Source organism: Corynebacterium nasorum (assembly GCF_032821635.1).
Classification (GTDB): Bacteria; Actinomycetota; Actinomycetes; order Mycobacteriales; family Mycobacteriaceae; genus Corynebacterium; species Corynebacterium kefirresidentii.
On the sequence record NZ_JAVBIE010000004.1, the window covers coordinates 79,001 to 104,319 of the forward strand.

General features: G+C 60.0%; 21 protein-coding genes and 1 tRNA gene. 11 read left to right on the plus strand and 11 right to left on the minus strand.

All coding sequences use genetic code 11. From position 1 onward, the window contains the following. Positions 1-33 precede the first annotated feature (33 nt). The 4 genes from RAE07_RS04815 to RAE07_RS04830 are packed head-to-tail and all read right to left on the minus strand — an operon-like array spanning position 34 to position 1,854. Complete coding sequence (locus RAE07_RS04815; RefSeq protein WP_200288356.1) at positions 34-849, minus strand: MBL fold metallo-hydrolase; 816 nt, start codon at positions 847-849, stop codon at positions 34-36. Between the two features lie 18 nt (positions 850-867). Then, positions 868-1,326 carry a RidA family protein gene (locus RAE07_RS04820; RefSeq protein ID WP_239207842.1) on the minus strand — a complete coding sequence of 153 codons (459 nt, stop codon included), beginning with the start codon at positions 1,324-1,326 and terminating at the stop codon, positions 868-870. Next, positions 1,327-1,485, minus strand: a complete 159-nt coding sequence (gene sp36, locus RAE07_RS04825; RefSeq protein ID WP_005323131.1) for a Sp36 family protein — start codon at positions 1,483-1,485, stop codon at positions 1,327-1,329. A gap of 45 nt (positions 1,486-1,530) precedes the next feature. Then, a complete protein-coding gene (locus RAE07_RS04830) occupies positions 1,531-1,854 on the minus strand; it encodes a WhiB family transcriptional regulator (RefSeq protein ID WP_023020408.1) in 324 nt (107 codons plus the stop codon). Between the two features lie 144 nt (positions 1,855-1,998). Between RAE07_RS04830 and RAE07_RS04835 the strand changes: the two genes are divergently transcribed. Continuing rightward, on the plus strand, positions 1,999-4,488 hold the full coding sequence (locus tag RAE07_RS04835; RefSeq protein ID WP_200288357.1) for a transglycosylase domain-containing protein: 2,490 nt from the start codon (positions 1,999-2,001) through the stop codon (positions 4,486-4,488). A gap of 30 nt (positions 4,489-4,518) precedes the next feature. Here the strand turns inward: RAE07_RS04835 and RAE07_RS04840 are convergent, their stop codons facing one another. Then, positions 4,519-4,983 carry a GatB/YqeY domain-containing protein gene (locus tag RAE07_RS04840; protein WP_023020406.1) on the minus strand — a complete coding sequence of 155 codons (465 nt, stop codon included), beginning with the start codon at positions 4,981-4,983 and terminating at the stop codon, positions 4,519-4,521. 33 nt (positions 4,984-5,016) lie between these two features. On the opposite strand from RAE07_RS04840, the gene RAE07_RS04845 reads away from it, so the two are divergent. Further along, positions 5,017-5,907 carry a metallophosphoesterase gene (locus tag RAE07_RS04845; protein ID WP_200288358.1) on the plus strand — a complete coding sequence of 297 codons (891 nt, stop codon included), beginning with the start codon at positions 5,017-5,019 and terminating at the stop codon, positions 5,905-5,907. Between the two features lie 78 nt (positions 5,908-5,985). Beyond that, positions 5,986-6,062 (plus strand) — tRNA-Pro (locus RAE07_RS04850). Between the two features lie 34 nt (positions 6,063-6,096). Here RAE07_RS04850 and RAE07_RS04855 read toward each other — a convergent pair. After that, entirely contained in the window at positions 6,097-7,461 is a 1,365-nt protein-coding gene (locus tag RAE07_RS04855; RefSeq protein WP_317001425.1) for a CitMHS family transporter, read from the minus strand. Positions 7,462-7,918: 457 nt separating this feature from the next. Next, complete coding sequence (locus tag RAE07_RS04860) at positions 7,919-9,367, minus strand: hypothetical protein (protein ID WP_317001426.1); 1,449 nt, start codon at positions 9,365-9,367, stop codon at positions 7,919-7,921. Positions 9,368-9,452: 85 nt separating this feature from the next. On the opposite strand from RAE07_RS04860, the gene RAE07_RS04865 reads away from it, so the two are divergent. Next, a complete protein-coding gene (locus tag RAE07_RS04865; RefSeq protein ID WP_317001427.1) occupies positions 9,453-10,040 on the plus strand; it encodes a hypothetical protein in 588 nt (195 codons plus the stop codon). 91 nt (positions 10,041-10,131) lie between these two features. Here RAE07_RS04865 and RAE07_RS04870 read toward each other — a convergent pair whose 3' ends face one another. Next, positions 10,132-11,682 (minus strand): catalase, encoded by a 1,551-nt coding sequence (locus RAE07_RS04870; RefSeq protein WP_316331003.1) that lies wholly within the window; start codon positions 11,680-11,682, stop codon positions 10,132-10,134. A gap of 105 nt (positions 11,683-11,787) precedes the next feature. Between RAE07_RS04870 and RAE07_RS04875 the strand changes: the two genes are divergently transcribed. Together RAE07_RS04875 and RAE07_RS04880 are read left to right on the plus strand one after the other, a co-directional pair. Next, entirely contained in the window at positions 11,788-12,330 is a 543-nt protein-coding gene (locus RAE07_RS04875; RefSeq protein WP_200288363.1) for an RNA polymerase sigma factor, read from the plus strand. A 284-nt stretch (positions 12,331-12,614) separates the two neighbouring features. Then, entirely contained in the window at positions 12,615-14,021 is a 1,407-nt protein-coding gene (locus RAE07_RS04880) for a YkvI family membrane protein (RefSeq protein ID WP_317001428.1), read from the plus strand. Between the two features lie 108 nt (positions 14,022-14,129). Here the strand turns inward: RAE07_RS04880 and RAE07_RS04885 are convergent, their stop codons facing one another. Then, a complete protein-coding gene (locus RAE07_RS04885) occupies positions 14,130-15,161 on the minus strand; it encodes an aspartate-semialdehyde dehydrogenase (RefSeq protein ID WP_317001429.1) in 1,032 nt (343 codons plus the stop codon). 32 nt (positions 15,162-15,193) lie between these two features. Continuing rightward, a complete protein-coding gene (locus RAE07_RS04890; RefSeq protein ID WP_317001430.1) occupies positions 15,194-16,459 on the minus strand; it encodes an aspartate kinase in 1,266 nt (421 codons plus the stop codon). 224 nt (positions 16,460-16,683) lie between these two features. Between RAE07_RS04890 and RAE07_RS04895 the strand changes: the two genes are divergently transcribed. Continuing rightward, positions 16,684-17,562, plus strand: coding sequence for a DMT family transporter (locus RAE07_RS04895; protein ID WP_200288367.1), 879 nt, complete (start codon positions 16,684-16,686; stop codon positions 17,560-17,562). Here RAE07_RS04895 and RAE07_RS04900 read toward each other — a convergent pair. Next, on the minus strand, positions 17,559-18,686 hold the full coding sequence (locus RAE07_RS04900; RefSeq protein ID WP_317001431.1) for a mannosyltransferase family protein: 1,128 nt from the start codon (positions 18,684-18,686) through the stop codon (positions 17,559-17,561). The genes RAE07_RS04895 and RAE07_RS04900 overlap by 4 nt on opposite strands. Before the next feature lie 219 nt (positions 18,687-18,905). Between RAE07_RS04900 and leuA the strand changes: the two genes are divergently transcribed. The 4 genes from leuA (at position 18,906) to RAE07_RS04920 (ending at position 25,297) form a co-directional block, all read left to right on the plus strand. After that, positions 18,906-20,723: a 2-isopropylmalate synthase gene (leuA, locus tag RAE07_RS04905; RefSeq protein WP_248099251.1), complete on the plus strand. Its 1,818-nt coding sequence runs from the start codon at positions 18,906-18,908 to the stop codon at positions 20,721-20,723. A 44-nt stretch (positions 20,724-20,767) separates the two neighbouring features. Then, positions 20,768-21,544, plus strand: coding sequence for a hypothetical protein (locus RAE07_RS04910; RefSeq protein WP_259824771.1), 777 nt, complete (start codon positions 20,768-20,770; stop codon positions 21,542-21,544). A gap of 108 nt (positions 21,545-21,652) precedes the next feature. Further along, on the plus strand, positions 21,653-23,845 hold the full coding sequence (locus tag RAE07_RS04915) for a hypothetical protein (RefSeq protein WP_317001432.1): 2,193 nt from the start codon (positions 21,653-21,655) through the stop codon (positions 23,843-23,845). 51 nt (positions 23,846-23,896) lie between these two features. Then, positions 23,897-25,297, plus strand: coding sequence for a 3'-5' exonuclease (locus RAE07_RS04920; RefSeq protein WP_524535618.1), 1,401 nt, complete (start codon positions 23,897-23,899; stop codon positions 25,295-25,297). The last annotated feature ends 22 nt before the right edge of the window (positions 25,298-25,319 follow it).

Below are 25,319 nucleotides of genomic sequence, written 5' to 3' on the forward strand. Positions count from 1 at the left end.
TAGGAGGAAAAAGGGGCACATAGGAGATACGGCTTATTTAGTCTTGCCGTCCAAATACTTCAGCGCGGTGCGAGTGGACTGCTCCGCAGCGTGGCGCAGTACCGGATCCACATCATCGTACATCTCGTTGACCAGGGTATTCAGATCTACATCCTCACCCAAGCGGGAGCGGATCTCCTTAATCTGATCAAGGCGGTAGTGGCGGCGGTCGATATACTTGCGAGCTACCTGGGACGTGTCATCCAAATCTGGCCCGTGCCCTGGGAACAACGCGATATCCTTACCGCGCTCCTCTAGGGTATCCAAGGTGTGCAGATAGTCGGCCAAGTTTCCGTCCGTCTCCGAAAGCAAAACGGTGTGACGGCCTGCGATGGTGTCACCGGAAATAATGCCTTCGAGACGGGAGTTTCCTACTTCACCGCTCCACACAAAAAAGCAGGTGGAGTCCGCGGTATGGCCAGGGGTGTGAACAACCTCGAGGCGAGGGGTGATGCCGTCGAGGGAGATATGCTCACCATCCTGCAGCGCCTCGGCACCGTTGCAGTAACTCGGATCGAATGCGCGAATGGGGGCGCCGGTCATCTGCCGCAGGCGCTGCGCGCCAGATGCGTGATCATCGTGGCGGTGAGTAATCAAAATCAATGCCACCTCACCTGCGTTGCGGTGCACAACGTTGAGATGGCCTTCATCCTCTGGACCCGGGTCTACGACGATCGCCCGGGAGTCTTCAGCGGCGCGAATAATCCACGTATTCGTCCCCTCAAGGGCGGTGTAGCTGGGGTTATCACAAAGGACTACGCCAACGGATTGGCTGACGAGACGCAATTGACTATATGCAGGGTGCTCCATAGTTACTAGCCTATCCGATCAAGCAGCAATTTCTACGATTAGTTCGATCTCTACCGGCGCGTTTTTAGGCAACGCAGCCACACCAACGGCGGAGCGAGCATGCGTTCCGGCATCCCCAAAGACTTCACCAATGAAATCCGAGGCGCCATTGATAACTGCTGGCTGATCTGCATAGCCCGGATCAGAAGCCACGAACCCCACAATCTTTAGCACGCGGGAGATATTATCTAGGCCCACCTCAGCATCGATGGCGGCGAGCGCATTGAGCGCCGCGATACGGGCCTGTTCTTGGGCTTGTTCCGTAGTGATTTCGGCACCAACCTTGCCGGTCAGCGGCAAGGTTCCCTCCACGAGGGGAAGCTGACCGGAGGTCCAGACCTGATTCCCTACGCGTACGGCCGGCACATAGGAAGCTAGCGGCTTGGCGACGCCCGGTAGCTCGTACCCCAGCTCCTGCAAGCGAGCATGAAAGCCCATTTACTCTGCCACCTCGCGCTTGAAGTAGGCCACGACGTTTTCTGGGTTCGGGCCAGGGGTGACGGTAACCAGTTCCCAGCCGTCTTCACCCCAAGAATCGAGGATCTGCTTCGTAGCGTGGGTAAGAACAGGTGCGGTTGCGTATTCCCATTTAGTCATGGGTCCCATTCTAACTATTAAATACGCCCCACGCCGTCAAAATTCTTAAATCCCGACGAGCTCGCCGCCCTCAGCCAAGTAGTGCGCCCAATCCGTGATGTGAGGGTTCTTGCGCAGCAATGCACGGCGCTGACGCTCGGTCAGCCCGCCCCAAACACCAAACTCGACGCGGTTATCCAAAGCATCGGCACGGCATTCGGTCAACACCGGGCAGTGGCGGCAGATGACCGCCGCCTTGCGCTGTTCTGCACCGCGCACAAAGAGGGCATCCGGGTCACCCTTACGGCATTTAGCCTGGGTAACCCACTCACCACGCTCGGGATTTCGGGCTGTATTAGACATTCCAGCAGTCTTCACACGAACGGTCATGGGTGAGTGTGCTCCTTCCCAGACGGAATACTATGTAACGCGCCTAAGTCTATTCACCCAGGTAGAAGATTGTCTAACACGTCACACTTTAGGGGGTGCGAGTGATCTTCCCCCCACCGAGGGCGACCACGTAGTGTATGGGGCGTGACTGTCATCAAATCTTTGGCCAAGATAGCCCTGTCTACGGTCTTGGTAGGCGCGCTGATCGCCCTGGCCCTTGCCCCCTTCGCGGGCATTTCCGGGGTAGCGATTGCCCGTACTAACGAAACCATGCAATCTGACCTGCAAGATCTGACGGCCGGAAATATCCCTGGCGTCACCACCATTAAAGATGCCAAGGGCAAGGACATGGCCTATGTCTTCAGCCAGCGCCGCCACCCAGTGGAGGGCAAGAAGATTTCTAAAGCCATGAAAAACGCCATCGTCTCCATTGAGGACGAGCGCTTTTATGATCACGAAGGCGTAGACTTCCAGGGCAATTTCCGCGCACTGTGGACCAACCTGACCTCGGGTGGTGTCTCCCAGGGTGCTTCTACCATCGATCAGCAGTACGTAAAGAACTACTTGCTGTTGGTTTCTGCTACCACCGATGAAGAGCGTGCCGCGGCCACCGAGCAATCCATAACCCGCAAGCTGCGCGAGATGCGCATGGCTACCAAGATGGATGAGGAGTTAGATAAGGATGACATCCTCACCAACTATCTCAACCTGGTGTCTTTTGGTAACCATGCCTATGGCGTCGAGGCCGCAGCCCGCACCTATTTTGGCACCCACGCCTCTGAGCTCACGGTGCCACAAGCAGCAATGCTGGCGGGCATGGTCCAATCCTCTGAGCGTCTCAACCCCTATACCAACACTGGCGAAGTAACCGAAAGGCGCAATCTCGTCCTGCAATCCATGGCGGATAACGGCTATATCAAGCAGCAGGAAGCGGATAAGTATAAGGGGGAAAAGCTGGGCGTCGGCAAGAAGCCCCAAACGCTAGCCAATGGCTGCATCGGCGCGGGTGACCGCGGTTTCTACTGTGATTATGTGCTGAAGTACCTGGATAAGAAGGGCATTAGCGAAGAACAGCTGGCGCGCGGTGGCTACACCATCAAAACCACGCTGGATCCAACGGTGCAAAATAAGGCCCTTCAGGCCGTGCAAAGCCACACCAACCCGGACGCCCCGGGCGTGGCGGAAGTCATGGACGTCATCAAACCCGGTAAATCGGATCGCAAGGTGCTGGCCATGGTCTCCTCCCGTGACTATGGCTTGGACTTGGACAAGAATGAAACCATCCTGCCGCAGCCCTATTCCCTGGTAGGCAACGGCGCCGGCTCCGTGTTTAAGGTCTTTGCCGCCGCGGCCGCGCTTGAGGCAGGCTATGGCATTAAAAACACCGTGGATGTGCCCACCCGCTACGAGGCGGAAGGCCTTGGTCACGGCGGCGCCGCCGGCTGCCCGGCGGACCGCTACTGCGTGGAAAACGCTGGCGCCTATAAGGCCACCATGACGCTGCAGGAAGCACTGGCCCACTCGCCCAATACGCCTTTTATCAAGCTCACCGAGCAGGTAGGCGTAGCCCCCATCGTTGATATGGCCGTGCGCTTGGGCCTGCGCTCCTACGATGACAAGGGCAGCTTTGATAAGGACACCTCGATTGCCCAGCACACCAAGGAAGCCAATTCGGGTTCCTTTACCCTGGGCCCAGACCAGGTCAACCCGCTGGAGCTAGCCAATGTGGGTGCCACGCTGGCCTCGGATGGCAAATGGTGTGAACCCAACCCCATCGCCCAGATCACCGATAAGGAAGGCAACGAGGTCTACCTTAAAGAAACCCCTTGTGAGCAGGCGGTGGATAAGGACGTGGCCCGCGCCATGAGCAATGCTTTGTCCGAAGATGCCAAGCAGGGCACGGCCAAAGATGCCGCCCAGGCGGCCGGCTATTCCAGCCCTATCGCGGCAAAGACCGGCACCACCGAGTCCAACCAGTCCTCTGCTTTCTTGGGATTCAATGAGGGCATTTCCGCCGCTCCTTATATTTATAACGACGGCACCTCCACCGTCCCGCTGTGTACTGGCCCGGTGCGCCAGTGTGCGGGTTGGGGCAACCTCTACGGCGGCCTGGAGCCGGCGCAGACCTTCTTCAGCATGGCCTCCCAGCTGCCGATAGCAACCAAGGCTGGTCTGCCGAATTACAATAAGAAATACGATAACGGCACCACGGCCGATAAGACCCTAGATGGCCTGCGTGGCAAGTCCGAGGCCGAGGCGCGCCAGGCCTTGGAAGCTAAGGGCTATGTGGTCAAGACTTCCCGCGTCATCGGCGGCGATGTGCCTTATGGCCGCGTAGTTCGCGCCATTACCGGCAAGGACGGAAAGAAGAAGGGGGCAGAAATTACGCTGCAGCTCTCCGACGGCGCCGGGGCCTCCCAATCCCCCTCCTCCGGCGTGGCCGATGCTAACTCCACCGGCACGCAAAATAGCACCGGCGGCGCTAATACCGACGGTGCTACTAGTCCGGGCCGCTCGACTGGCGGCACAGGCGGTGACGGTGGAGGGGGCGGATTCTCGCCGGAAGACTTTGGCATCCGCCAAGAGGACATCGATAACTTTGCCAACGATATCCGCAGCCTGCTTGGCCGCTAGGCTCCGCCGCCCAGTGTGGTCTCGCCCGCTCTAGCTCAGCTGGGCTTTGACCTCAGCGGACAGGCGCTTGCCGTCCGCTTGGCCGGCGGCCTTGGCATTGGCCACCTTCATTACGGCACCCATCTGCTTCATGGTGGGTGCTTCGCCGTTTTCGGCTTCGACCTCGGCGATGGATTCCTTCACCAAGGCCTGCAGCTCGGACTCGTCTAGCTGGCGGGGCTGGTAGGCCTCGAAGAAGGGGACATCAGCAAGCTCGGCTTCAGCCAACTCCGGACGCCCATTTTCCTCATAGACCTCGGCGGACTCGCGGCGCTTTTTGATTTCGCGCGCAATTACCTTAAGGATATCGGCGTCCTCCAGCTCGTGCCGGGAGCCGTTAGTCTCCTCGGCCTGGATGGCGGCCAGCAAGGCACGGATGGCGCTGGTGCGCTGCTTCTCCTTCGCCTTCATTGCGGTTTTCAGATCTGCACGGATGGTTTGTTTTAGCTCGCTCATGCCTATCAATGTACGCCAGGTAGGGTGGTAGCCGTGAAACTTTTACGTATTCTTGGCGGCCTCACCGCTGCGGGCCTGGGCGCCGCAGCATGGGGCTATAGCGAACTGACCAAATTCGAGCTCAAGGAATATACGCTCCCTCTCCTGCCCAAGGGCACTCTGCGTGGCAAGCCGGAATTTCGGTTGCTCCACCTTTCTGATCTGCACATGATCCCGGACCAAGAGACCAAGATTGCCTGGGTCTCCGCCCTCGACGCCCTGGAGCCGGACCTCGTAGTCAACACCGGCGATAATCTCTCCGATCAGCAGGCCGTACCCGATACGCTGCGCGCTCTCGGTCCGCTGCTGGCCCGCCCCGGCCTCTTTGTCTTTGGCACCAATGACTACTGGGCCCCGCGTCCGGTCAATCCCTTCAAGTATCTGCTGGGCAAAAAGCGGGAGCCTTCCTATGTGGATCTGCCCTGGCGCGGTATGCGCGCCGCCTTTATGGAGCACGGATGGCGCGATGCCAACCAGGCTCGGCATGAGTTTAAGGTGGGCAACGTCCGTCTTGCCGCCGCCGGCGTGGACGATCCACACCACGATCTGGATGATTACTCCGAAATCGCGGGTCCTCCCAACGAGGATGCTGATTTGTCCCTGGCCCTCCTCCACGCTCCCGAACCCCGCGTGCTGGAGAAGTTCGCGGCCGACGGCTACCAACTCTCGCTCTCTGGTCACACCCACGGCGGCCAAATTTGCCTGCCGGGATCCCGTGCACTGGTAACCAATTGCGGCATCGACCGCGACCGCGTGCAGGGGCTCCACGATTTCGGCCCGATGAAAATGCATGTCTCCAATGGCTTGGGCACCTCCAAATTTGCCCCCGTACGCATCTTCTGCCGGCCCTCCGCCACGCTGCTAAAAATCACTGAGGTGGACTAAACGCAACCACCTGCCGTTTTGTTGATTGCGCTTAGCTTGCGTTAAAGTATCGAGGTACCGCTTTTCAAGGCGGAACGCCGGGATATGGCGCAGGTTGGTAGCGCGCTTCGTTCGGGACGAAGAGGTCGCAGGTTCAAATCCTGTTATCCCGACCATGAGCCCGCAGCTGTGCTGCGGGCCTTTTCTTTACTAGGCCAACATTCCCATAAACAGCGCCGCGGCCACCAAGATGGCGGAAAATAGCCACGCAATGGGGAAAGCCAGCTTGAGATATTTACCCATCTGGCCTTCCGCTAGCCCCAACGCCAACCATAATGCGGGTGAGAACGGCGAGACGAAGGTGCCCACCACGTTGCCAATGATGAGCGCGCAAGCCGCACCCATACCGCTGACCCCAAAGCTTTCCACGGTTCCCTGAACAATAGGAAGAACTGAGAAGTAATAGGCATCCGTCGAGGTCAACAAGTCAAGCGGTACACCAAAGAAGCCCACAATAACGTGGAGATGCGGCGCGACACCCTCCGGCAAGACGTTAACTAGCGTCAGGGCGATTTCTTCAAGCATCTTCGTTTCATTGAGAACGCCCAAGAACATGGCCGCGGCAAGAATGACGCCCGCCATGGCCAATGCATTAGGCGCATGGCGCCGTAGGGCCTCGCCTTGTTCCATGGAACCGCTGAAATTAATGGCTAGCGTGATAGTAGTGGCCACGAGGAAGGCTGGGGCGGGCGGAACTACGCCCGATAGCAGAGCCACTAAGACCGCAAGGGCTACGACAACGTTGACCACGGTAACCCAGCGTCCCGTGCGGAAGTGGTAGCCCAATTTATGTTGTTCACGTACCTGTGCAGCAGCGAATTCATCGGCCAATTCATTCACGTCTACTGCCGTGCCGCCTGCTAATTCGCCGCTTTCGCGCAAACCCGCTATGCGGCGCTTTTCCCGCCACCCCAAAAGCGCAGCCAAAAGGAAGACCAGCACAATCGCTACGCCCTGCATGGGCAAAAGTTGCACCCAGATGGCATTGGGCTCTTGATCGACTACGGCGCCGGCCCGGCCTAGCGGGCCGCCCCAAGGAACCATATTCATTATGGAGGCGGCCATCGCCACAATGGTGATAAGCACGTAGCGCGACATATTCAGCGCACGATAGAGCGGGAGTAGCGCGGGGATGGTGATAAGGAAGGTGGTAGAACCAGATCCATCGAGGTGCGCTACTACGCCGATCGCCGCAGTGCCCAACGTTACGGCCATGATTTTTCCGCGGGTAGCCTTGATGAGCGCGCGGATAACCGGAGTAAATAGGCCAACATCTTGCAATATGCCAAAGAAGATGATGGCAAAGATAAACATCACCACAACGTTGATGACGGAACTTAAGCCTTCACTGAAAAAGTCAGATATTTCGCCTAGACCAAATCCACATACTAGGGCACCAACTACAGGCACCAATGTCATGGGAATGATGGGGTTTACCCGGCCGCGAATTAAAATTCCCACCGTCACGAAAATGACCAAAAGGCCTACGGTCGTAAGGCCGAGCGGGGTCTGCATAGTGCTCCTTTACAAGTTGACGTCCCGCCGTGCCGCACGTGACACAGATAGACGGGGTGTGACTCAGATTAAACCCTGGCCACCGGCAGCACTACCACTACCTCAAAAAAATTCACACCACTTTGAATTGAATTGTCTATAGATAAGTGTCGTCAAAAAGGTATGCAAAGCGTGAAAACTACCCCACCCCGATAAAACGGCGGCCGTTGTGTACGGATTCTTGCGCAGAAAATGCAGATAAATACCCCATATATGGGAAACGACGCGGTGCCCCTACAGCGCCGCGTCGTCCCTATTCCCTATCACTCACAACGGATTGGAGAAACCGTTTGCCTACCCCCTAAGTAGGCTTTGTGAGCAAGACCAACTGTAGCATTCACACAATGCAAACGGTAGCGGACACCAAGATTCCCAGTTTCCACCAATATTTTTTATTCTTAGGTCTGCATTTTCAGACCTAATTAACCGAATCTTTAGTTTTTACTGTGGACAAGGCCCACCATTTTGCACTTAACCCAACGAGAGTGACAGCCAACAATACCGCAATCCCAGCCCAGAGGACGGCTTGTTCGCCTTCGTTGCCCGCCACCGTGACAGCCGCGGTAGTCCAATTCAGCGGCAAAAGATTAGAAATAACTTGCCATACCTTAGAAACCCCGGCAATTGCAGCGGATTTCCACAACCAGCCCACCAGCGCGGTCTGGCCGATGCCAAAGAGTGCCGCAAGAATACTGCCGGCAGTAATACCGCACAGGCCTAGCAGGCCACGCGTAATGGCCGTCATGGACAGCGCGCCCAGGAGAAGCGCCACCCCAGCCCAAGCCGCCGCCACGGGAGTAAAACCAGTGGCAAGCACGAAGAGGAGGATTTCCCCGATGGCCACCGCAGCCAGCGTTCCGCCAGCCACCATTAGCCAAGGGCGGAACCCTACGTGCCAGGCCATGCCAGCTGCCGCACCTGCGAGCAAGACCAAGGCGGAGATCAGCAGCGCCACAATAGGACTCAGCAAATGCGTCGGGCCTTGGGATGCAGTAGGCACCGGCGGCAGGGCACGCTGAATATCGCCCACGTTCGTCTGATTTTGGGCCGCCATGCCGGAGAGCTTGCCGGCGCCGTCGTCAAGCTTGTCCACGCCTTCCTGCGCCTCACCGACGCGCTTGCTAAGCTCCGCTATACCCTCATTGAGCTCTTGCGCGCCCGATACCGCCTGATTCACGCCATCGTGATAGGCGTAGCCATTGACTGCCAACTGATTGGACAGATCGCGCGAGCCGTCCTTGAGCTTCTTGAGCTGGCCAGTTACCGAATTATCCAGGCGGAAATTATTCACCTGCGCGCGGAGATCACCCAGCTGCGCGCGAATATCCTTCGCTTCTTTGGATTTATTGCCTTCTAGATCGTGCATCGTGCCATCGATGGCCTGCAGGATCTGCCCCTGGACGGCCCCGAGGCCGACCACCTGGTCCACAGCGCCACCTACGCCATTGGCCAGCTCCGTGGCGCCGCCACCGAGCGTATTGGTTCCAGACTGCAGCTGATTGAGGCCGGATACCAGTTCTTGGGAGCCCGTCGCCAGCTTGTCGACGCCCCCTCCAAGCTCATCGGCCCCCCTGTTGAGCTCCCCCGTGCCGTCATCAAGCTGCTTGGCGCCCGATTTAAGCATGCTTGCCTGTGCCTGGGCGCGGCTGGCTGCTTCGGCGGCTTCTTTCACCTCTGGAGAGGAAGAATTTTCCCGTGGCGCGCCAAACGGCTGCGCGGCGCTAGACCAAGCATGGGCAGGTTCCCACTGCGCGAGACCCGCCACCGTAGCTCCGATAACCAACGGCAGGGCAAGCAAGAAGATCAAGAGGACGCTGCGCCACCGGGAGGGAGACGCAGCGTCTGGGGAAGCAAGGCGTGAGGTCATGGTAATGAACCTATCCTTGCAGGTCACTCCCCTGCTGCAGGCGCGCCGAGCACCCCACATTGCCGATTACTCTAGAATATATGGCATGCCCCACATTTATTCCCTAGCTCCTTCCCGTTACCTTGCCACCGCGGCCTTCGTGCCGCTGTGCTTTGGCCTTGTTGCCTGCTCCAACGACGCCGATACGTCCGCAGAACCCGAGTTTTCCGATGCCGCTGCTCTTAGCTCCTCCGCCGAGGAGACCTCCTCCGAAGAAGCCACGAGTGAGGCCACCACGTCGGCAGCCGCAGAGACCACCGCCGAGGCTGAACCTACTTCCGTAGAAGCAGCTCCCTCCTCATCCCCCGCAGAAGCCGGCGATAAAGAGAGCGAAGACCAAGCCGCCGCGCCCGCCGATACAGGCCAGGGCGATTGTTCCCCAGAAGCACTGCAGCCCGCGGCCCCAAGCATGACAAATATCCGAGTCAGTGACTGCGATGGTCAATGGGCGCACTTCGGCAAGGACAGCACGGACTGGACGGCTTGGGCACGCTACGACAATGGCCAGTGGGTAGCCATTGAGCCCATTGGCCAAGCCACCTCCGGCATGACCGCCCCGTGCTACGACGTAGACAAATGGGCCGCCGAGGGTGCGCCCGCTTTCCTTACCGAAAATATGCGCCGCTGCGACTAGTCGCACAGCATGACTTCGCCCCCGTACCGCGCTTTATAGCTGCGCGATACGGGGGCGGCGTTTTTAGTGCGGAGGGACTGCCGCGGAAGGATTACTTCTTCTCGGCGTAGACCTCACGCACGCGCTGGCCAAGGGCTGGGTGTACCTTAGTCCAGTAGTCATAAATGCGCTCCTCGGTTTCCTCAGATACACCTGCCATAGCATTGGTGATATTGGTAACCAAGCGCTCCTTGGCGGCGTCATCATAGACGTTTTCGTACAAGTCGCGCGCCTGCACGAAATCATCATCTTCGGAGTGGCGAACGTACGGTGCCCGCACCAGATCGCCGCCGTAGGACTCCGGATTGATATAAAGCTCCGCCGCGGTGGTGGTCTCGAGCTGGGAGCGGTCATTCACAGCGGCGTCGTCAAGCACGCCAGTGCCCTTTTCATAGCGGTTCGGCGAGTACACCGGATCCTCCGGGGCATTGAAAAGGAACTGCATGCTGCCCTCGTGCTCGTAGGTATTGACCTCATCCACGTTCTGCGGCTGGTTTACCGGCAGCTGCTTATAGTTAGCACCGATGCGGTAGCGCTGCTGGTCAGCGTAGGCGAAAACGCGTGCCTGCAGCATCTTATCTGGGGAGAGACCAACACCCGGCACGATATTGGATGGATCGAGCGCCACCTGCTCAATCTGCGCAAAGAAATTGCGTGGGTTGCGGTTGAGCACGAAGTAGCCCACATCGTGCAGCGGGTAATCCTTCTTGGACCAGACCTTGGTTAGGTCGAAAGGATTAAAGCGATAGTTCTCCGCCTCATCCAGCGGCATGATCTGTACCTTGACGTCCCAGACTGGGTAATTGCCCTCCTCGATGGCGTTGTAGAGGTCCTCGCGGTGGCAATCCGGGTTCTGGCCGGCGGTGGTGGTGGCCTCCTCGTCGGTGAAGTTCTCTACGCCCTGGCGGGTCTTAAAGTGGTACTTCACCCAGAAAGCCTCGCCTTCTTCATTTACCCACTGGAAGGTGTGGGAGCCGTAACCATTTTGGTGGCGGGTCGACTTCGGGGTGCCGCGGTCACCCATGAGGTAGGTGACCTGGTGGGCAGACTCCGGGTTGCGGGTCCAGAAATCCCACTGCATATCCGCATCACGCAAACCATTGGTGCCCAGACGCTTCTGGGAGTGGATGAAGTCAGGGAACTTCTGACCATCGCGAACAAAGAAGACTGGGGTGTTATTGCCCACGATATCGAGGTTGCCTTCCTCGGTGTAGAAACGCAGCGCAAAGCCGTGTACATCGCGCCAGGTATCCGGGGATCCCTGCTCACCGGCGACGGTGGAAAAGCGGCCCATCATCGGGGTGACGGTGCCCTTCTGGAAGACCTTGGCCTTGGTATAGGCGGATACATCTTCCGTAATGTGCAGCTCACCGAAGGCGCCGTGGCCCTTAGCGTGCGGGGTGCGCTCCGGCACGCGCTCGCGGTTGAAGTGGGCAAGCTTTTCAATGAGGTGGATGTCATTGAGCACCACTGGTCCCTGCTGGCCAGCAGTCACCGAGGTGTTCTCGGAAGGAACTGGTTGGCCAGACGGGCGGGTGGTATTGCCCTTGCCAGCGGGGCGCTGGCCCTTGTTCAGGATGTCATCAGCGGTGAAATCAGTCATTTTGCCTCCTGGCAATCAGTGGATATGTACCACCAGTGTGGCAAAAGAATCACCGGTTGTCAGGGATCTAAAAGGAGTGTAGGGGCTACTGGTAGATTCATTCAGGTGACTCACCACTCCGCAGCAGATGACGCCCGCGTCACCGACCTTGCCCTTCGGGCCGGTCGCGGTGACCGTGCGGCGCTGACGGAGTTTATTAGGGCTACCCAGGATGATGTGTGGCGTTTGCTAGCGCATTTAGGCGGGCCGGAAGGCGCCGACGATCTCACCCAAGAGACCTATCTGCGCGTGATCAGCGCCCTGCCACGCTTTGCGGCCCGGTCCTCGGCACGCACGTGGTTGCTGTCTTTAGCCCGGCGGGTGTGGGTGGATAATATTCGCCACGATATGGCCCGGCCGCGCAAATCTGCCACCGAATACGAAGACGCCATGGGTGCGGCACCAGAAGAGTCCACGGCATGGAGTGAATGGATAGATGCCCGCGCGCTTATCGACGCCCTCCCGGCCGACCGCCGCGAAGCCCTCATTCTCACCCAGGTGCTGGGCTACACGTACGAGGAGGCGGCCAAGATTGCTGGCGTGCGGGTAGGTACTATCCGCTCCCGCGTCGCGCGCGCCCGCAAGGATCTGATCGCAGGGACAGGTTAATACCCCCATACCGGCCCCTTGAGGCGGCGAGATAATTTCACCTGCAAATTGTTACGCTCTGGTTACCTTGCACCCCAAGAGCCCCAATTTTTGGCATTTAGCTGCAGGTTGTACACCGGATACTGGGTGAAGGAGGCCACAATTAGGGCGATTCTTGCCCGAAAAATCTGTCCAATGTGTGGTTTATTAGATGTGTACACACGTGATAAATCGACCGTCGATCCGGGCCCGTGCGATCCCAATGCCGGGCCCGGCGCGTGTGAGTAAGAGAGTTTCTCCCTTTCATGTTAAAACGCGCAATCGGAATTTCCATGGCGTTTATCGGCGTCGTCGTGGGCGCAGGCTTTGCCTCCGGCCAGGAGGCCATGCAGTTCTTCGTAGCCTTTGGCGAGTGGGGTCTGTGGGGCATCGCCCTAGCCGCTGGCCTGATGATGATCACCGGCGTGTCCATCCTGCAGCTCGGCTCGTATTTCCAGGCAGAGGAGCATACCGCTGTCTACGACAAGGTCGCATCGCCGTTTACCGCCAAGATTTTGGACTGGTCCACCCTGGTGACCCTATTCGCCATCGGCTTCGTCATGTTCGCCGGCGGTGGTTCGAATATCAATCAGCAATTCCCGTCCATACCTGTATGGGTAGGCGCCACCGCGATGCTGATTCTGGTACTGCTCGTCGGCCTGATGGATGTTGACCGCGTGACCGCGGTCATCGGTACCATCACCCCGTTCATCATTATCTTCGTGGTGATTGCCACCGGCTACACCATTCTCAACGCAGATGTTGATTTTTCTTCCCTCAATGACTGGGCAGTAGCTAACGTCGATACCTCGCTACCTAACTGGTGGTTGTCTGCGTTGAACTACACCGGCCTGAACGTTATGACGGCTGTGTCCATGTCCATCGTCATTGGCGGTAACTTCCTGGATAACCGCGCAGTCGGCATCGGCGGCCTCATTGGTGGCCTGCTCTACCTGATCCTTTTAGCCCTGCTGGTCTTCGCCCTCTTCTTCGAGGCCGAGACCGTCAACGGCGAGGATATGCCGGTGCTGGCCCTCATCACGAGCATCCACCCGGTATTCGGCGTGTTCATGACCTTCATTATCTACGGCATGGTCTTCAATACGGCTATCGGTATGTTCTACGCCTTGGGCAAGCGCTTGACCCGCAATAATCCCAAGCGCTTCTACCCTGTCTACGCTGTGTGCTGCATCATCGGCTTCGTCCTGTCCTTCGTGGGCTTCCAGACGCTGGTCAGCAATGTTTACCCAATTCTGGGCTACCTGGGTCTGTTGATGATCGTGGTGATGGTCTTCAACCGCATTAAGAACGGCAGCAAGCTCTCGGATGAGTCCGACCGCCGCATGCGCGCGCACGAGCTGGTTTCCCGCCGCCTGGATCCGCGTAAGCGCTTCACCAAGAAAAATGAGCGCGAGCTGCGCAAGCTGGCTGCGGCGTCCAATATGGAAACCACCGAGTTCGTCACCAATATCGCCGAAGAGATCCACGAAGAGCTCGAAAACGATGACGATCTCGATTACGACCGCGAAGATCCGGAGCCATCCGTGACCTACGTGCAGCACACCAAGCCGGAGGTTCCGTCCTCCGATAGCGACCTTGACTTTGGCAAGAAGGATGCTGCCGCTGATAGCGGCAAGGCTACGGGCACCGCCAAACCAGTCTCTGAGTACTAGCCTTCTCGCCCACGTCAATCAAGATAAAAGCTCGGCGCCCTCCTTATCCCGTAACGAGGAAGGAGGGCGCCGAGCTTTTTGTGTAACCTGCGACGAAGCGGAACCTGCTTAAACGAGTAGCTCCGCGATCTGGATGGTGTTGAGCGCGGCCCCCTTGCGCAGATTATCGCCGGCGACAACGAGCACGAGGCCCTTATTATCGTCCACCGTCTGGTCCTGACGGATGCGGCCTACCAAGGATTCGTCGATGCCGGTGGCAGCGAGCGGGGTGGGGACGTCGGCAAGCTTAACGCCCGGGGCACCGCTCAAAAGCTCGGTGGCCTGCTCGGGGGTGATTGCCTTGTCGAACTCGGCGTGGATGGTCAGGGTGTGGCCGGTAAAGACCGGGATGCGCACGCAGGTACCTGCAACCTTCAGCTCCGGAATGTCTAGGATCTTGCGGGATTCGTTGCGCAGCTTTTGCTCCTCATCGGTCTCTAGGGAGCCATCATCCACGAGGTTGCCGGCCATCGGCAGCGCGTTATAGGCAATGGGCGCCACATAAGGGCCAAAGTCCTCGTCATTGAGTGCAGAGCCATCGTGGACCAAACCCACATTGTGCTCGCCAACCGAATAGACCTGCGCGGCCAGCGCCTGCACGCCGGCCAGGCCGGAGCCGGAGACCGCCTGGTAAGAGGACACATGCAACTTGTTCAGGCCCGCGGCATCGTGCAAGACCTTCAGCACCGGCATAGCGGCCATGGTGGTGCAGTTTGGGTTCGCGATGATGCCCTTAGGGGTGTTCTTGGCTGCCTCGGGGTTGACCTCGGAGACGATGAGGGGAACCTCTGGATCCTTGCGGTAGGCCGAAGAGTTATCCACCACGGTCGCACCGGCCGCGGCAAACACTGGAGCCCATTGCTTGGAGGTAGAACCACCGGCAGAGAACAAGGCGATATCAACGTCGGCGACGGATTGCTCGGTAACCTCGGCGAGGTCCTCGACGGTAATCTGCTCGCCGCGGAATTCCAGCTCGGTGCCGGCGGAGCGGGAAGAGGCGAAAAAGCGCACCTTATCGGCCGGGAAATTGCGTTCTTCCAAGATGGAGCGCATAACGCGGCCGACCTGGCCGGTAGCGCCTACTACTGCAACAGTGGTCATGACTATAAATCCTCTGTAGTTGCTGTGGGTGTTTAACGTCCGGTTCCAGCATAAACCGTGGCTTCTTCTTCGCCACCAAGCTGGAATTTCTCGTGCAGTGCACGGGCGGCCTTTTCCAGGTCAGCCTCGCGGGTGAGCACGGAGATGCGGATTTCAGAAGTGGAGATGAGCTCCATATTGACGTTGACGTCGCGCAGGGCCTCGGTGAACTCTGCGGTAACGCCCGGGTGGGATTTCATGCCGGCGCCGACGAGGGAGACTTTCCCCACTTGGTCGTCATACAGCACATTGGCCCAGCCTCCTTCAGATTTCAGCTTGCTCAGCAGCTCCATGGCACGCGGGCCGTCGGCACGCGGGCAGGTGAAGGTGATATCGGTGGTGCCGTCCTCCAGGGAGGAGACATTTTGCAAGACCATATCGATATTGATCTCTGCATCGGCAATGACGCGAAAGACCTTCGCAGCCTCCCCCGGGCGATCCGGGATGCCCAGGACGGTGACCTTTGCCTCGGACTTATCGGTTGCTACACCAGTTAGTACTGCTTCTTCCACGGGGATATCCTCCATCGATCCGGTAACTAGGGTGCCGGGGTCATTTGAATAAGACGAGCGAACTCGCAAGGGTACATTGAATGCGCGGCCGTACTCCACGCTGCGCAGGACCAAAATCTTGGAACCTACCGCGGCCATCTCCAACATCTCCTCAAAGGAGAGCTTGTCTAGCTTCTGCGCGTCTGGGACGATGCGCGGGTCTGCGGTGTAGACGCCATCAACATCGGAGTAAATCTCACACACGTCCGCGTTTAGCGCGGCAGCAAGTGCCACCGCGGTGGTGTCGGAGCCACCGCGACCCAAGGTGGTGACATCGCGCGATTCCTTATTAACGCCCTGGAAGCCGGCGACGATACAAATCTTGCCTTCGTCCAAAGCCTCGGTCAGGCGGCCCGGGGTGACGTCCACGATGCGGGCATTGCCGTGGCGCTCGGTGGTGAGCACTCCGGCTTGGGAGCCGGTAAAGGACTGGGCGTGGGCACCAAGCGATTCCACTGCCATGGCCACCAGAGCATTAGAGATTCGCTCGCCGGCGGTGAGCAACATATCCATCTCTCGCTGCGGCGGGACAGGATTGACCTGGGCGGCAAGGTCGAGCAGCTCATCGGTGGTATCGCCCATGGCGGAACACACCACGACAACGTCGTTGCCCTGCTTCTTGGTGGCCACGATGCGCTCCGCAACGGCGCGGATGCGGTCTGCGGATTCGAGGGATGAGCCGCCATACTTTTGCACGATCAGGGCCACGGTAAGGATGCCGCCTTTCGTCGTTCAAGGCATCCCTGGCGTGTGTGTACACGCCCGGAAATACCTGTCGTTCATTAGTCAAAGACCCATGCTACCCCGCAGGGTCTTTGCCCTCATCATAATTCCTAGACAATGCTTAATTTTTATTCACACGCCCCCAATGTTAAGCGCACCACACGCTCGCTTCCTCAGCGCAGAAAAACGCGCGCCATGCAGGGAAGAATATGCATATAGCAGGATTTTTTACTACCGTTGAGCGGGTGTTAAGCAACCTCCTCGCCATCTTTTTCGCGCTCGCATCCGCGCTGACGGTTGCTTGGGGCACGGTCATCCGCCACCGCATTGCCCTCGACGCCGATGATTCGGTCATGCGCGCCGCCATGTCCAACCCCTTGTGGTGGGTGGGCACCGCGGCCGCCATTGGCGCCTATGGCCTGCAGGTCATCGCCCTCGGTTTTGGTACCTTGCTGGTGGTCCAGCCCATCTTGGTGCTGTCCTTAATGTTTACCCTGCCGCTTTCGGCGTGGTATTCCGGCCGCAAAATGCCTTTCCACGAGGTCTTTTGGTCTATTGCATTGACCATCGCGGTGGGCATCATGGTCGTCTACGGCCGTCCGGTCGCAGGAAACCCCCGCCCGGAATGGAGCGATTGGTGGCCGGCGCTCCTTGTAGGGTTGGTCACCCTCGCCCTACTTGCTGCGGTAGCCACGAAGCTACCGGATAACCGTCCCTTAGCGTTGGGCACGGCCTGCGGCGTCATCTACGGCTTCGTCGCCCTGCTATCAAAGGCCGTGGTGGACATTTTCACCCACGAAGGCCTTGCCACGCTACTGGCAAGCTGGCAGTTCTACGGCCTCATCGGTCTCGCGCTCACCGGCACCGTAGTGCAGCAATATTCCTTTAATGCCGGCCCCCTAGCCCATTCCCTGCCGGCCATGACCATCTTTGAACCCATCGTGGCCTTCGGCTTGGGCTACATGGTGCTGGGAGAGAAATTCCTCATCGATACGGCCGTCGGTTGGGCAATTATGCTCATCGCCCTTACCGTTATGGTGCTCTCCACCATCGTGCTCTCCCGCAGCCCGGTAAGCCAGCGCGGCTAAATGGCCCACTCAAATACGCCGAGCATATAGGCCGAAAACCACGCCCCGAACAGGGCCCAGGCGCCAACCGCCACGCTTGCCGACGTCCCCTTTTTCACCCACGGCAACAACACAATCACCGCCGGCAGGAGCAGCCGGGGCCGCGAGTGCATAATGCCATCAGAAAGCAGCACGTTCGCCATCAGCACCGCAGAGAATAGCCAGGCCGCTAACGGCAGGCGGCGCCATGCCAACACAAGGAAAACCGGGGCAGCGATCATCACGCCGGCGCTGAGCAGATATCCACCGTTAGTAGCCCCGCTAAGCGTCTCCCAAAGCCAGATAACCGTGGCTTTGCCGCCATCAAAGCTGGAGTTCCAATGTTCTTTCTGGATCCCAAAATAACCGCCAACTTCTTTGAGATGGCTGCTCGACCACCACAAATACCCCACCAGCGGCACGACCGAAAACACCACCGCGGCCCAGGACCGCCAGTTCTTTCGCGCCCGCAGCAGCACCATGAATGCAAAGACCGCAACGAGATCCACCGCGGTAAGACGCACGAGTCCGGCTACAAAAATTAGTGCCGCGGCAGCCCACCATCGCTCATCTACGAGCGCCACCACCGCCCATATGGCCAGGGCCCCAAAAAGTGCCTCGGTATACGGCATGGAAAACACGATGGACATCGGCGCACAGGTCACCATCACAGCACTGAGCACCTGGGCCCACTTCCCCATGCCCATGCGCGCAGCCAAGGCCATCACACCGGCAGCCAGCGCGATGCTAAAGAGCACATTGAGCGCAATGGCCGTGCCCGCTTCGTCGGTACCAAAGATGCTGCTTAACCCACGCACGAGGAAGGGGAATCCCGGGAAGAAGGCCATGGTCGTCTCATGGACCGGCCCATCCGTAGAAATATCCGCACCAAAGTACCCGCCGCGGGCGATTTCTACGTAGTGCTTAGCGTCCCACTTATTGAGCAGCCCCCACAGCTTATCGTCCTGCGCGGCGGCCACCGCTGCGAGTACGCCTACGCGCAATGCGGCTCCAATGAGTGCAACGAGTGCGGCAGGCGCCCACAAGGAACGCAATATGGATGATGTTTGGGGCTTGGCATGGCGGGGATTAGACACGAAAGGCATGGTACCCCACCACCACCGCGTCTCATTGAATGAAATCTCTTGCCGCACAGTGAGAAAGCCTGTAGTGTGACCGATATGACACAGCGGAATGACCTACTCCTTATCTGCCGCGGCGGGATTTCGGCCTAAGCACTGGCCAGCGCCCCGTCGCGGAGTCCGGCTACCCAAGCCCAGCTGGCCGTCTTTCCCCATAGACACCAGAAAAGGAAACCGCACCCCATGTCCCCCACCGACTCTTTTATCAGCGCCCCGCGCGACATCACCACCCCCACCGGCCCACGCCGCGAAGGACAACCCGCGTGGAATAAGCAGCGCGGCTCCGCCATGCCCCACGAGCGCTATCAACCCTTCGCCGTCGAGGTAGAAAACATCGACCTGCCGGACCGCACATGGCCTAGTCAGAAAATCACCCACGCTCCCCAGTGGTGCGCGGTGGATCTGCGCGATGGTAACCAAGCGCTGATTGATCCCATGAGCCCAGAGCGCAAGCACCGCATGTTCGACCTGCTGGTCAAGATGGGCTACAAAGAAATCGAGGTGGGCTTCCCCTCTGCCTCCCAAACCGATTTCAACTTTGTCCGCGAAATCATCGAGGGCAATAAAATTCCCGATGACGTCACCATTCAGGTCCTGGTACAGGCCCGCGATCACCTGATCCGCCGCACCTTTGAAGCTTGCGAGGGCGCCAAGAACGTCATCGTGCACTTTTATAACTCCACCTCGAAGCTGCAGCGCCGCGTAGTCTTCCGCAAAGACAAACCTGCCATTAAGAAGCTGGCCACCGATGCTGCCACACTCATTAAGTCCATCGCCGCCGACTACCCAGATACCACTTGGCGCTGGGAATACTCCCCCGAATCCTTCACCGGTACCGAGCTGGACTTCGCCCGCGAGGTCTGCGATGAGGTGGTAGACATCATGGATCCGTCCCCAGAGAATCCAATGATCATCAACCTGCCATCCACCGTGGAGATGATTTCGCCCAATATCTACGCCGATTCCATCGAATGGATGCACCGCAATCTTGCCCGCCGCGAGGACGTCGTGCTCTCACTGCACCCGCATAATGACCGCGGCGAGGGAATCGCCGCCGCCGAACTTGGCTTTATGGCGGGCGCGGACCGCATCGAAGGCTGCCTTTTTGGCAACGGCGAGCGCACCGGCAACGTAGATCTCGTCACTTTGGGCCTGAATATGCTCACCCAGGGTGTGGACCCGCAGATTGATTTTTCCGATCTGCCGCAGATTCGCGAAACCGTTGAATACTGCAACCAGCTGCGCGTGCCGGAGCGCCACCCCTATGGCGGCGAATTGGTCTTTACTGCGTTCTCCGGTTCCCACCAGGACGCAATTAATAAGGGCTTGGACGCGCTGGCAGCCACCATCCGCCCCGGCGCGAATAATACCGAGGTCTCGTGGGAAGAAATGCGCGAGGCCATCTGGGAGGTTCCTTACCTGCCCATCGATCCAAAGGACGTGGGCCGCGACTACCAGGCGGTCATCCGCGTCAACTCCCAGTCTGGCAAGGGCGGCGTTGCCTACATCATGAAGACCGATCACGGCATCAATATGCCTCGCGCCATGCAAGCGGAATTTTCCAGCGTGGTCCAGGAAATCACCGACTCCGAAGGCGGCGAGGTCAATTCCAAAAACATGTGGGATATCTTTGCCACCGAGTTCCTGGACCGCGAGGATCCGCTGACCCTGGAGTCTTTCCATATGGACAATGCCCCAACAGAAGATGGGGATGCATCGGTGACCGCCACCGTGGCTTTCCACGGGGAAAAGTCCACCGTCTCAGGCAGCGGTAACGGACCCATTGCGGCTTATGCCAACGCCCTGGAATCCCTGGGCATCGACTTCGAGGTCATGGAATACTCCCAGCAGTCCCGTTCCGCCGGCGACGACGCCGAGGCCGCCTGTTATATCGCCGCCGACGTCAACCAGAACAAGGTCTGGGGAGCGGGCATCGCCGGGTCCACCACGCGGGCTTCCATCAACGCGATTAACTCCGCCGTCAACCGCGCCCTGGCCTAGGCCTGCTCGCCGGCGCCGCGGCCCGGCGTGGTAGAAGGGTGGGTATGCCTTCTTCTACCTACCTCATACCGCACCGTGGCTTGGGCGCCGTGCAGGCCCTGCCCATCTATGATGCGCAGACGAAGGAAAACCGAGAGTTCACCGTCACCTTGGCACCCCGCCCGGACGGCGGGTTGGAGGTGCGTACCGACTCCACCATCGGGCACATCACCAGCGCCGACCGCGCGGAGTATCCCGAAATAGATCTACTACTTCGCGCCGGGCTGACCCCTGCAGCCACCGCCGCGCCGCAGCCCGATGGCTCTCTCTCGCTGCTGCTGCCCCGGCCGGGCCTTTGCCTGCCGGCGAATAATCCGCCAGCGGGCCCGTGGACAATGCTGGGCTATGCCCCACCCATCGACATCGCCGATCTTCCCGCGGATCTGGACATTCCCGCCCACGCCCGCATGCACGTATTGGTTACGCTCTCGCCCAGCACCACCGGTTCCGGCACCGATGCTTATTTGGGCCCGCAGTTTGTGGGGCGGTTGGAAGGGGTGGACGTCGCCAAGCAGGGCATAACCCTGGCCCATGCCTACCATGCGCCGCGCAACACCGGCCGTGTGCTCAGCATCTACGCGGGGGCGCCGCTGCCGGATTCGAAGGAAGCCTCGCTTGCCGACGCCGCCCCTACCTCCCCCGCCGCCACCGAAACCTTCGAAACCACGAGCTTCCGCGCCATAAGCACCGATGACCCCACACCCCGCCGCCGGTGGTGTCCCGCCGTCGTGGCCCTACTAGTGAGTGCAGCGCTCATCGCCGTGCTCATTTTTATTCTGTAAAACTTTCGGGCAGGATAACACCCTTGTTCACCGGCCGGGGAAATTGGAAATGGCCCACGGCAGTGCCTAAAATACAGTGTTACTATTACCCCCTATCGAAAGGCCCCAATGACTTCGCTGGATTCCGCCACCTACGTGGTCCCTGACCACGGTTTTGGCGTGATCCATAATCTGCCCATCGAGGATGTTTCGCCAGAAGTTTTCAGCGAACTGCTCGAGTCCACCGCCGCAGAAGGCGGTTACCTCTCTGCGGAGCTCGGCCCCCGCACCGCCCAGGACGGCTTCGCGGTGTGGATCGGCGATTCTCTCCTTGGCCGTCTCAGCGCCGCCGATTCCCAGGCCTACGCACTCTTTGACTGGGTTCTCAGCGCCGGCCTACGCCCACGCGCCACCGCCCACGTGAGCATGACAGATGCCTCCGGCGAAGAGTGGCCCACGCTCAACCTGCTCCTGCCGGCACCGCACCTGTGCATCCCCGCCAATAACTCGCCGGCGCAGCGCTGGACCATGCTGCCGGGCGAGGCTGCCGCCACATTGACGGAGTTTTCCAAAGACGTCACTGGCTTTCCGCACACCGACGAGCACTACCTCGTCTCCTTGCGCACCCGTGGTTTCCTGCGGCGAAATACCGTTGATGTCTATGTCAATAGCATCTTCTTAGGCTCCCTCCCGCGCGATGCCGCCCGCGAGATTGCCCCCGCCGTGCTCGACTGCACCAAATCCGGCCGCCTCGCCATTGCCCACGGCTACTTCCACTACGACGCCGATGACCGCCCCGCGCTGACCATCTACGCGCACAACGCTGCCAATAGGCACCACGCCGGCCTAGTTCTGGGCGTTGTCGCCGGTGGCGCCGCCGTCATGTCCGCGGCCACCGCAGCCCGCGCACAGGCCGCAACCAGCGTTCCCAGCGGCCCCACTGCCGGAATCTCTGCCGCTGGCACCTCCTCCACAAGTGGTTTTGCCATCACCTCTGCCGCCAATGCCGCCGGCGTTTCTGGGGCCGTGACCTCGAATCTGCTGGCCGCAGCCGGTGTCGCCGTGCTAGTTGGTGGCGGCACCACCGTGGCTACCCACATGCTTAGTGAGGACGAAGCTCTTTCGGACACCCACTCGCATTCCACCGCGCCTGCTCCGAAAAGCAATCATTCCACCGACGATTCTTCCCATTTCGATGGCATTGGTCCCAAGCGCCCCGCGCACCCCGCCACGCCCCGCATCCACGATGCTGGCCCCACCAGCGGTGTCGCCGCGCCATCCCGCGCGGATTCCCCGACCCAGCACCCGCTTGCCGACGCCCCCTCTGAGACACCACCGCAGCACCGCCACGCCCCCGCGCCCCAACCGTCTAAGCAGGCGCGGCCGACGCACACCCCTCAGACTGACCGTGCCACGACCCCTGCCGCCGGCCACCACGGCAAGCACCGTGGTGAGGACCATGGCGAGCACCACCGCCAGGATTCCCAGGCAATTTCCCGCGCCACCTCCGCCGCAGCCGCTGCCGCCGCCGCTACGGCTAATAACGTCGAATCGACCCCGGCTTCGACTCCGGCCGCGGCGCCATCTTCCAGCTCTGAGCCGGCGCCGCAGCTAGCGGCGAAGGAACCGACTGCAACCTCCACGTCTTCGTCATCGGCCGAGCCTTCCCAGACAACGCAGACCACGGAGCCCGCGCAGACCACGGCATCTACGGATTCTGCAACTTCGACGTCACCATCGAAGGCCACGACGTCGACGGAGGCTACCGCACCTGCCGAGCCGTCCGACCTACCTACTTCAAATACGCCTACTTCGGAAAAGACTTCGGCTGAAACGACCACAACTGAAGCCGGCGCCACCACCTCGACGGATAAGCAGACGCCACTGCCCGCACCAGAGTCCTCAGAGCCAACGCCTGCGGAGCCGACTGCGCCTACAACGACATCTTCGTTATTGACCTCGGAGCCCCAGGCTGAGCCGGCACCGGATACCACCGTGCCAAGCACCACTATCCCAGGTTCCGAACTCGAGCCAACGCCAGAGCCGGAAACTACTGTCCCAACGACGACCATCCCTGGCTCGGAAATCGTGCCCACCCCGGAGCCAGAACCAGAGGTCGAACCGGAACTGCCCACGGCAGACCGCGGCGCGCCGGACGGCTCGGATGACCCCCTCGTACCGCTCGAACCAGAAGAACCGACAGAGCCGAAAGAGCCGAAAGAGCCGGCTGAACCGCAGCAGCCAGAGACACCGGGGCACCCTGAAGAACCTGAGGAACAAACAACCCCGCCGAAGGTCATTGTCGTCGTTGTAGAAGATTAAGCGGCGCGCCCTGTCCCCCTGCACGAAATGCGGGATACTACACTGAGTTTAATGAACAACACACCTGGCCCCTCCCCGCAGCACCCGTCGGCGTCGGCCCCAGCGCCGTCGCCCGCGACGGTAGCTTCGCGCCACGCGGCCAGGTCCACAGCGCCCAAACCAGGCATGGAACAGCGCCGCACTAAGCCCCGCCGCGCGATCCGTGCCTCCGGAGAGCCAGACGCCCCGAAACCCAAGCCGAAACCGAAACCGCACCCACCGGCCCAGCAACAGCCACAGCAGGCCGACTCGCCCAATGAGGAAGCGGACTTTCCCTATGTGGCGCTGACCATCCAGACCACCGGCATCCATCCCAGCACCGGGCGCATCGTTACTATCGACGCCATTACGTTCAACGACGCCAGCGAGCAGGGCCAGCAATTCCACGCCGTCCTCAAGCCCGATATCGATGCCGGGCCGCGCCACCTCCACGGGCTGAGCACCACCGATATTGAGCAGGCGCCAGCTTTTGGCAAGATCCTCAAATCGCTGGACAAGCTTATTGACGGCCGCACACTCATCGTCCACGACCTCCCCTATACCTGGGGTTTTCTCGTCGCCGAGGCCCGCCGTGCCATGATGGCCGCCGCCCGCCAAAATCGCGCGCGCAACCGCGGCCGCAACAAGGGCCGCCGGCGCCGCCAGAAGGTCGGACACGTACCCACCCCCGTCCGCATCATCGATACTTTGGGCACCTCCTATGCGCAGCAGGTGCGGTCGAATGATGTGCGCTTAGGGGGTGTCGCTAAGCAGAGCGGCTTGGACGCTTCGCCACAGGCCTCGGTGGAGCGCGCCAAGCGGCCCGAACCCGAGACTTCGCGCGAACAAACCGAACTGCTCATCGCGCTCTACCGCAAGCAACGAGGTGGCACGGTGCGCAGCTATGCGCCCGAGGACGTGCGCGCCGACCGCTTCGGCCTGCAACGCTCCCACGTGCGAGTCGACGCTGCCGAAGCCCCCGCCCAACACCACAACCCCGGCAAATACGAGCCGGGCAAGGAACTGCGCCGCGGCATGGAAATCGTGGTCGCTCCGGAAATCCTCGAGGACCCGGACACCATCATCGCCGCGCTCATGCGTGAGGAGCTCAATTATTCCGAAAAGCTCACCCGCGAATCCTCGCTGGTCGTGTGCAACGTGACCACTGACCTGGTGGGAAAACCCATGCACGCCCACCGCAAGGGCATTCCGCTGATGTCCGATACCGCGTTTCTTGACGCCCTCACCCGCATCGAAGACGCCGTGCCGGAACCCGAATCCGGCAAACCCACGCCCCGGCCCCAACGCTCATCCCACAACAACAAAAAAGGCGGCGCTAAGAACCAAAAGCGCCGCCGTCGCCGGGGCGGCCGCGGTGGTCGCGGCAGGGGCCGACGAAATTCTGGCGGCTCGGCGGGGAAAAAGAACGACTAAGCCGCCCGCGCGACTACCCTAG

Coding starts and splice junctions, on each gene's coding strand:
- RAE07_RS04815 (WP_200288356.1), bottom strand. CDS start 849: ATGGAGCACCCTGCATATAGTCAATTGCGTCTCGTCAGCCAATCCGTT.
- RAE07_RS04820 (WP_239207842.1), bottom strand. CDS start 1,326: ATGGGCTTTCATGCTCGCTTGCAGGAGCTGGGGTACGAGCTACCGGGC.
- sp36 (WP_005323131.1), bottom strand. CDS start 1,485: ATGACTAAATGGGAATACGCAACCGCACCTGTTCTTACCCACGCTACG.
- RAE07_RS04830 (WP_023020408.1), bottom strand. CDS start 1,854: ATGACCGTTCGTGTGAAGACTGCTGGAATGTCTAATACAGCCCGAAAT.
- RAE07_RS04840 (WP_023020406.1), bottom strand. CDS start 4,983: ATGAGCGAGCTAAAACAAACCATCCGTGCAGATCTGAAAACCGCAATG.
- RAE07_RS04855 (WP_317001425.1), bottom strand. CDS start 7,461: ATGCAGACCCCGCTCGGCCTTACGACCGTAGGCCTTTTGGTCATTTTC.
- RAE07_RS04860 (WP_317001426.1), bottom strand. CDS start 9,367: ATGACCTCACGCCTTGCTTCCCCAGACGCTGCGTCTCCCTCCCGGTGG.
- RAE07_RS04865 (WP_317001427.1), top strand. CDS start 9,453: ATGCCCCACATTTATTCCCTAGCTCCTTCCCGTTACCTTGCCACCGCG.
- RAE07_RS04870 (WP_316331003.1), bottom strand. CDS start 11,682: ATGACTGATTTCACCGCTGATGACATCCTGAACAAGGGCCAGCGCCCC.
- RAE07_RS04880 (WP_317001428.1), top strand. CDS start 12,615: ATGTTAAAACGCGCAATCGGAATTTCCATGGCGTTTATCGGCGTCGTC.
- RAE07_RS04885 (WP_317001429.1), bottom strand. CDS start 15,161: ATGACCACTGTTGCAGTAGTAGGCGCTACCGGCCAGGTCGGCCGCGTT.
- RAE07_RS04895 (WP_200288367.1), top strand. CDS start 16,684: ATGCATATAGCAGGATTTTTTACTACCGTTGAGCGGGTGTTAAGCAAC.
- RAE07_RS04900 (WP_317001431.1), bottom strand. CDS start 18,686: ATGCCTTTCGTGTCTAATCCCCGCCATGCCAAGCCCCAAACATCATCC.
- leuA (WP_248099251.1), top strand. CDS start 18,906: ATGTCCCCCACCGACTCTTTTATCAGCGCCCCGCGCGACATCACCACC.
- RAE07_RS04910 (WP_259824771.1), top strand. CDS start 20,768: ATGCCTTCTTCTACCTACCTCATACCGCACCGTGGCTTGGGCGCCGTG.
- RAE07_RS04915 (WP_317001432.1), top strand. CDS start 21,653: ATGACTTCGCTGGATTCCGCCACCTACGTGGTCCCTGACCACGGTTTT.
- RAE07_RS04920 (WP_524535618.1), top strand. CDS start 23,897: ATGAACAACACACCTGGCCCCTCCCCGCAGCACCCGTCGGCGTCGGCC.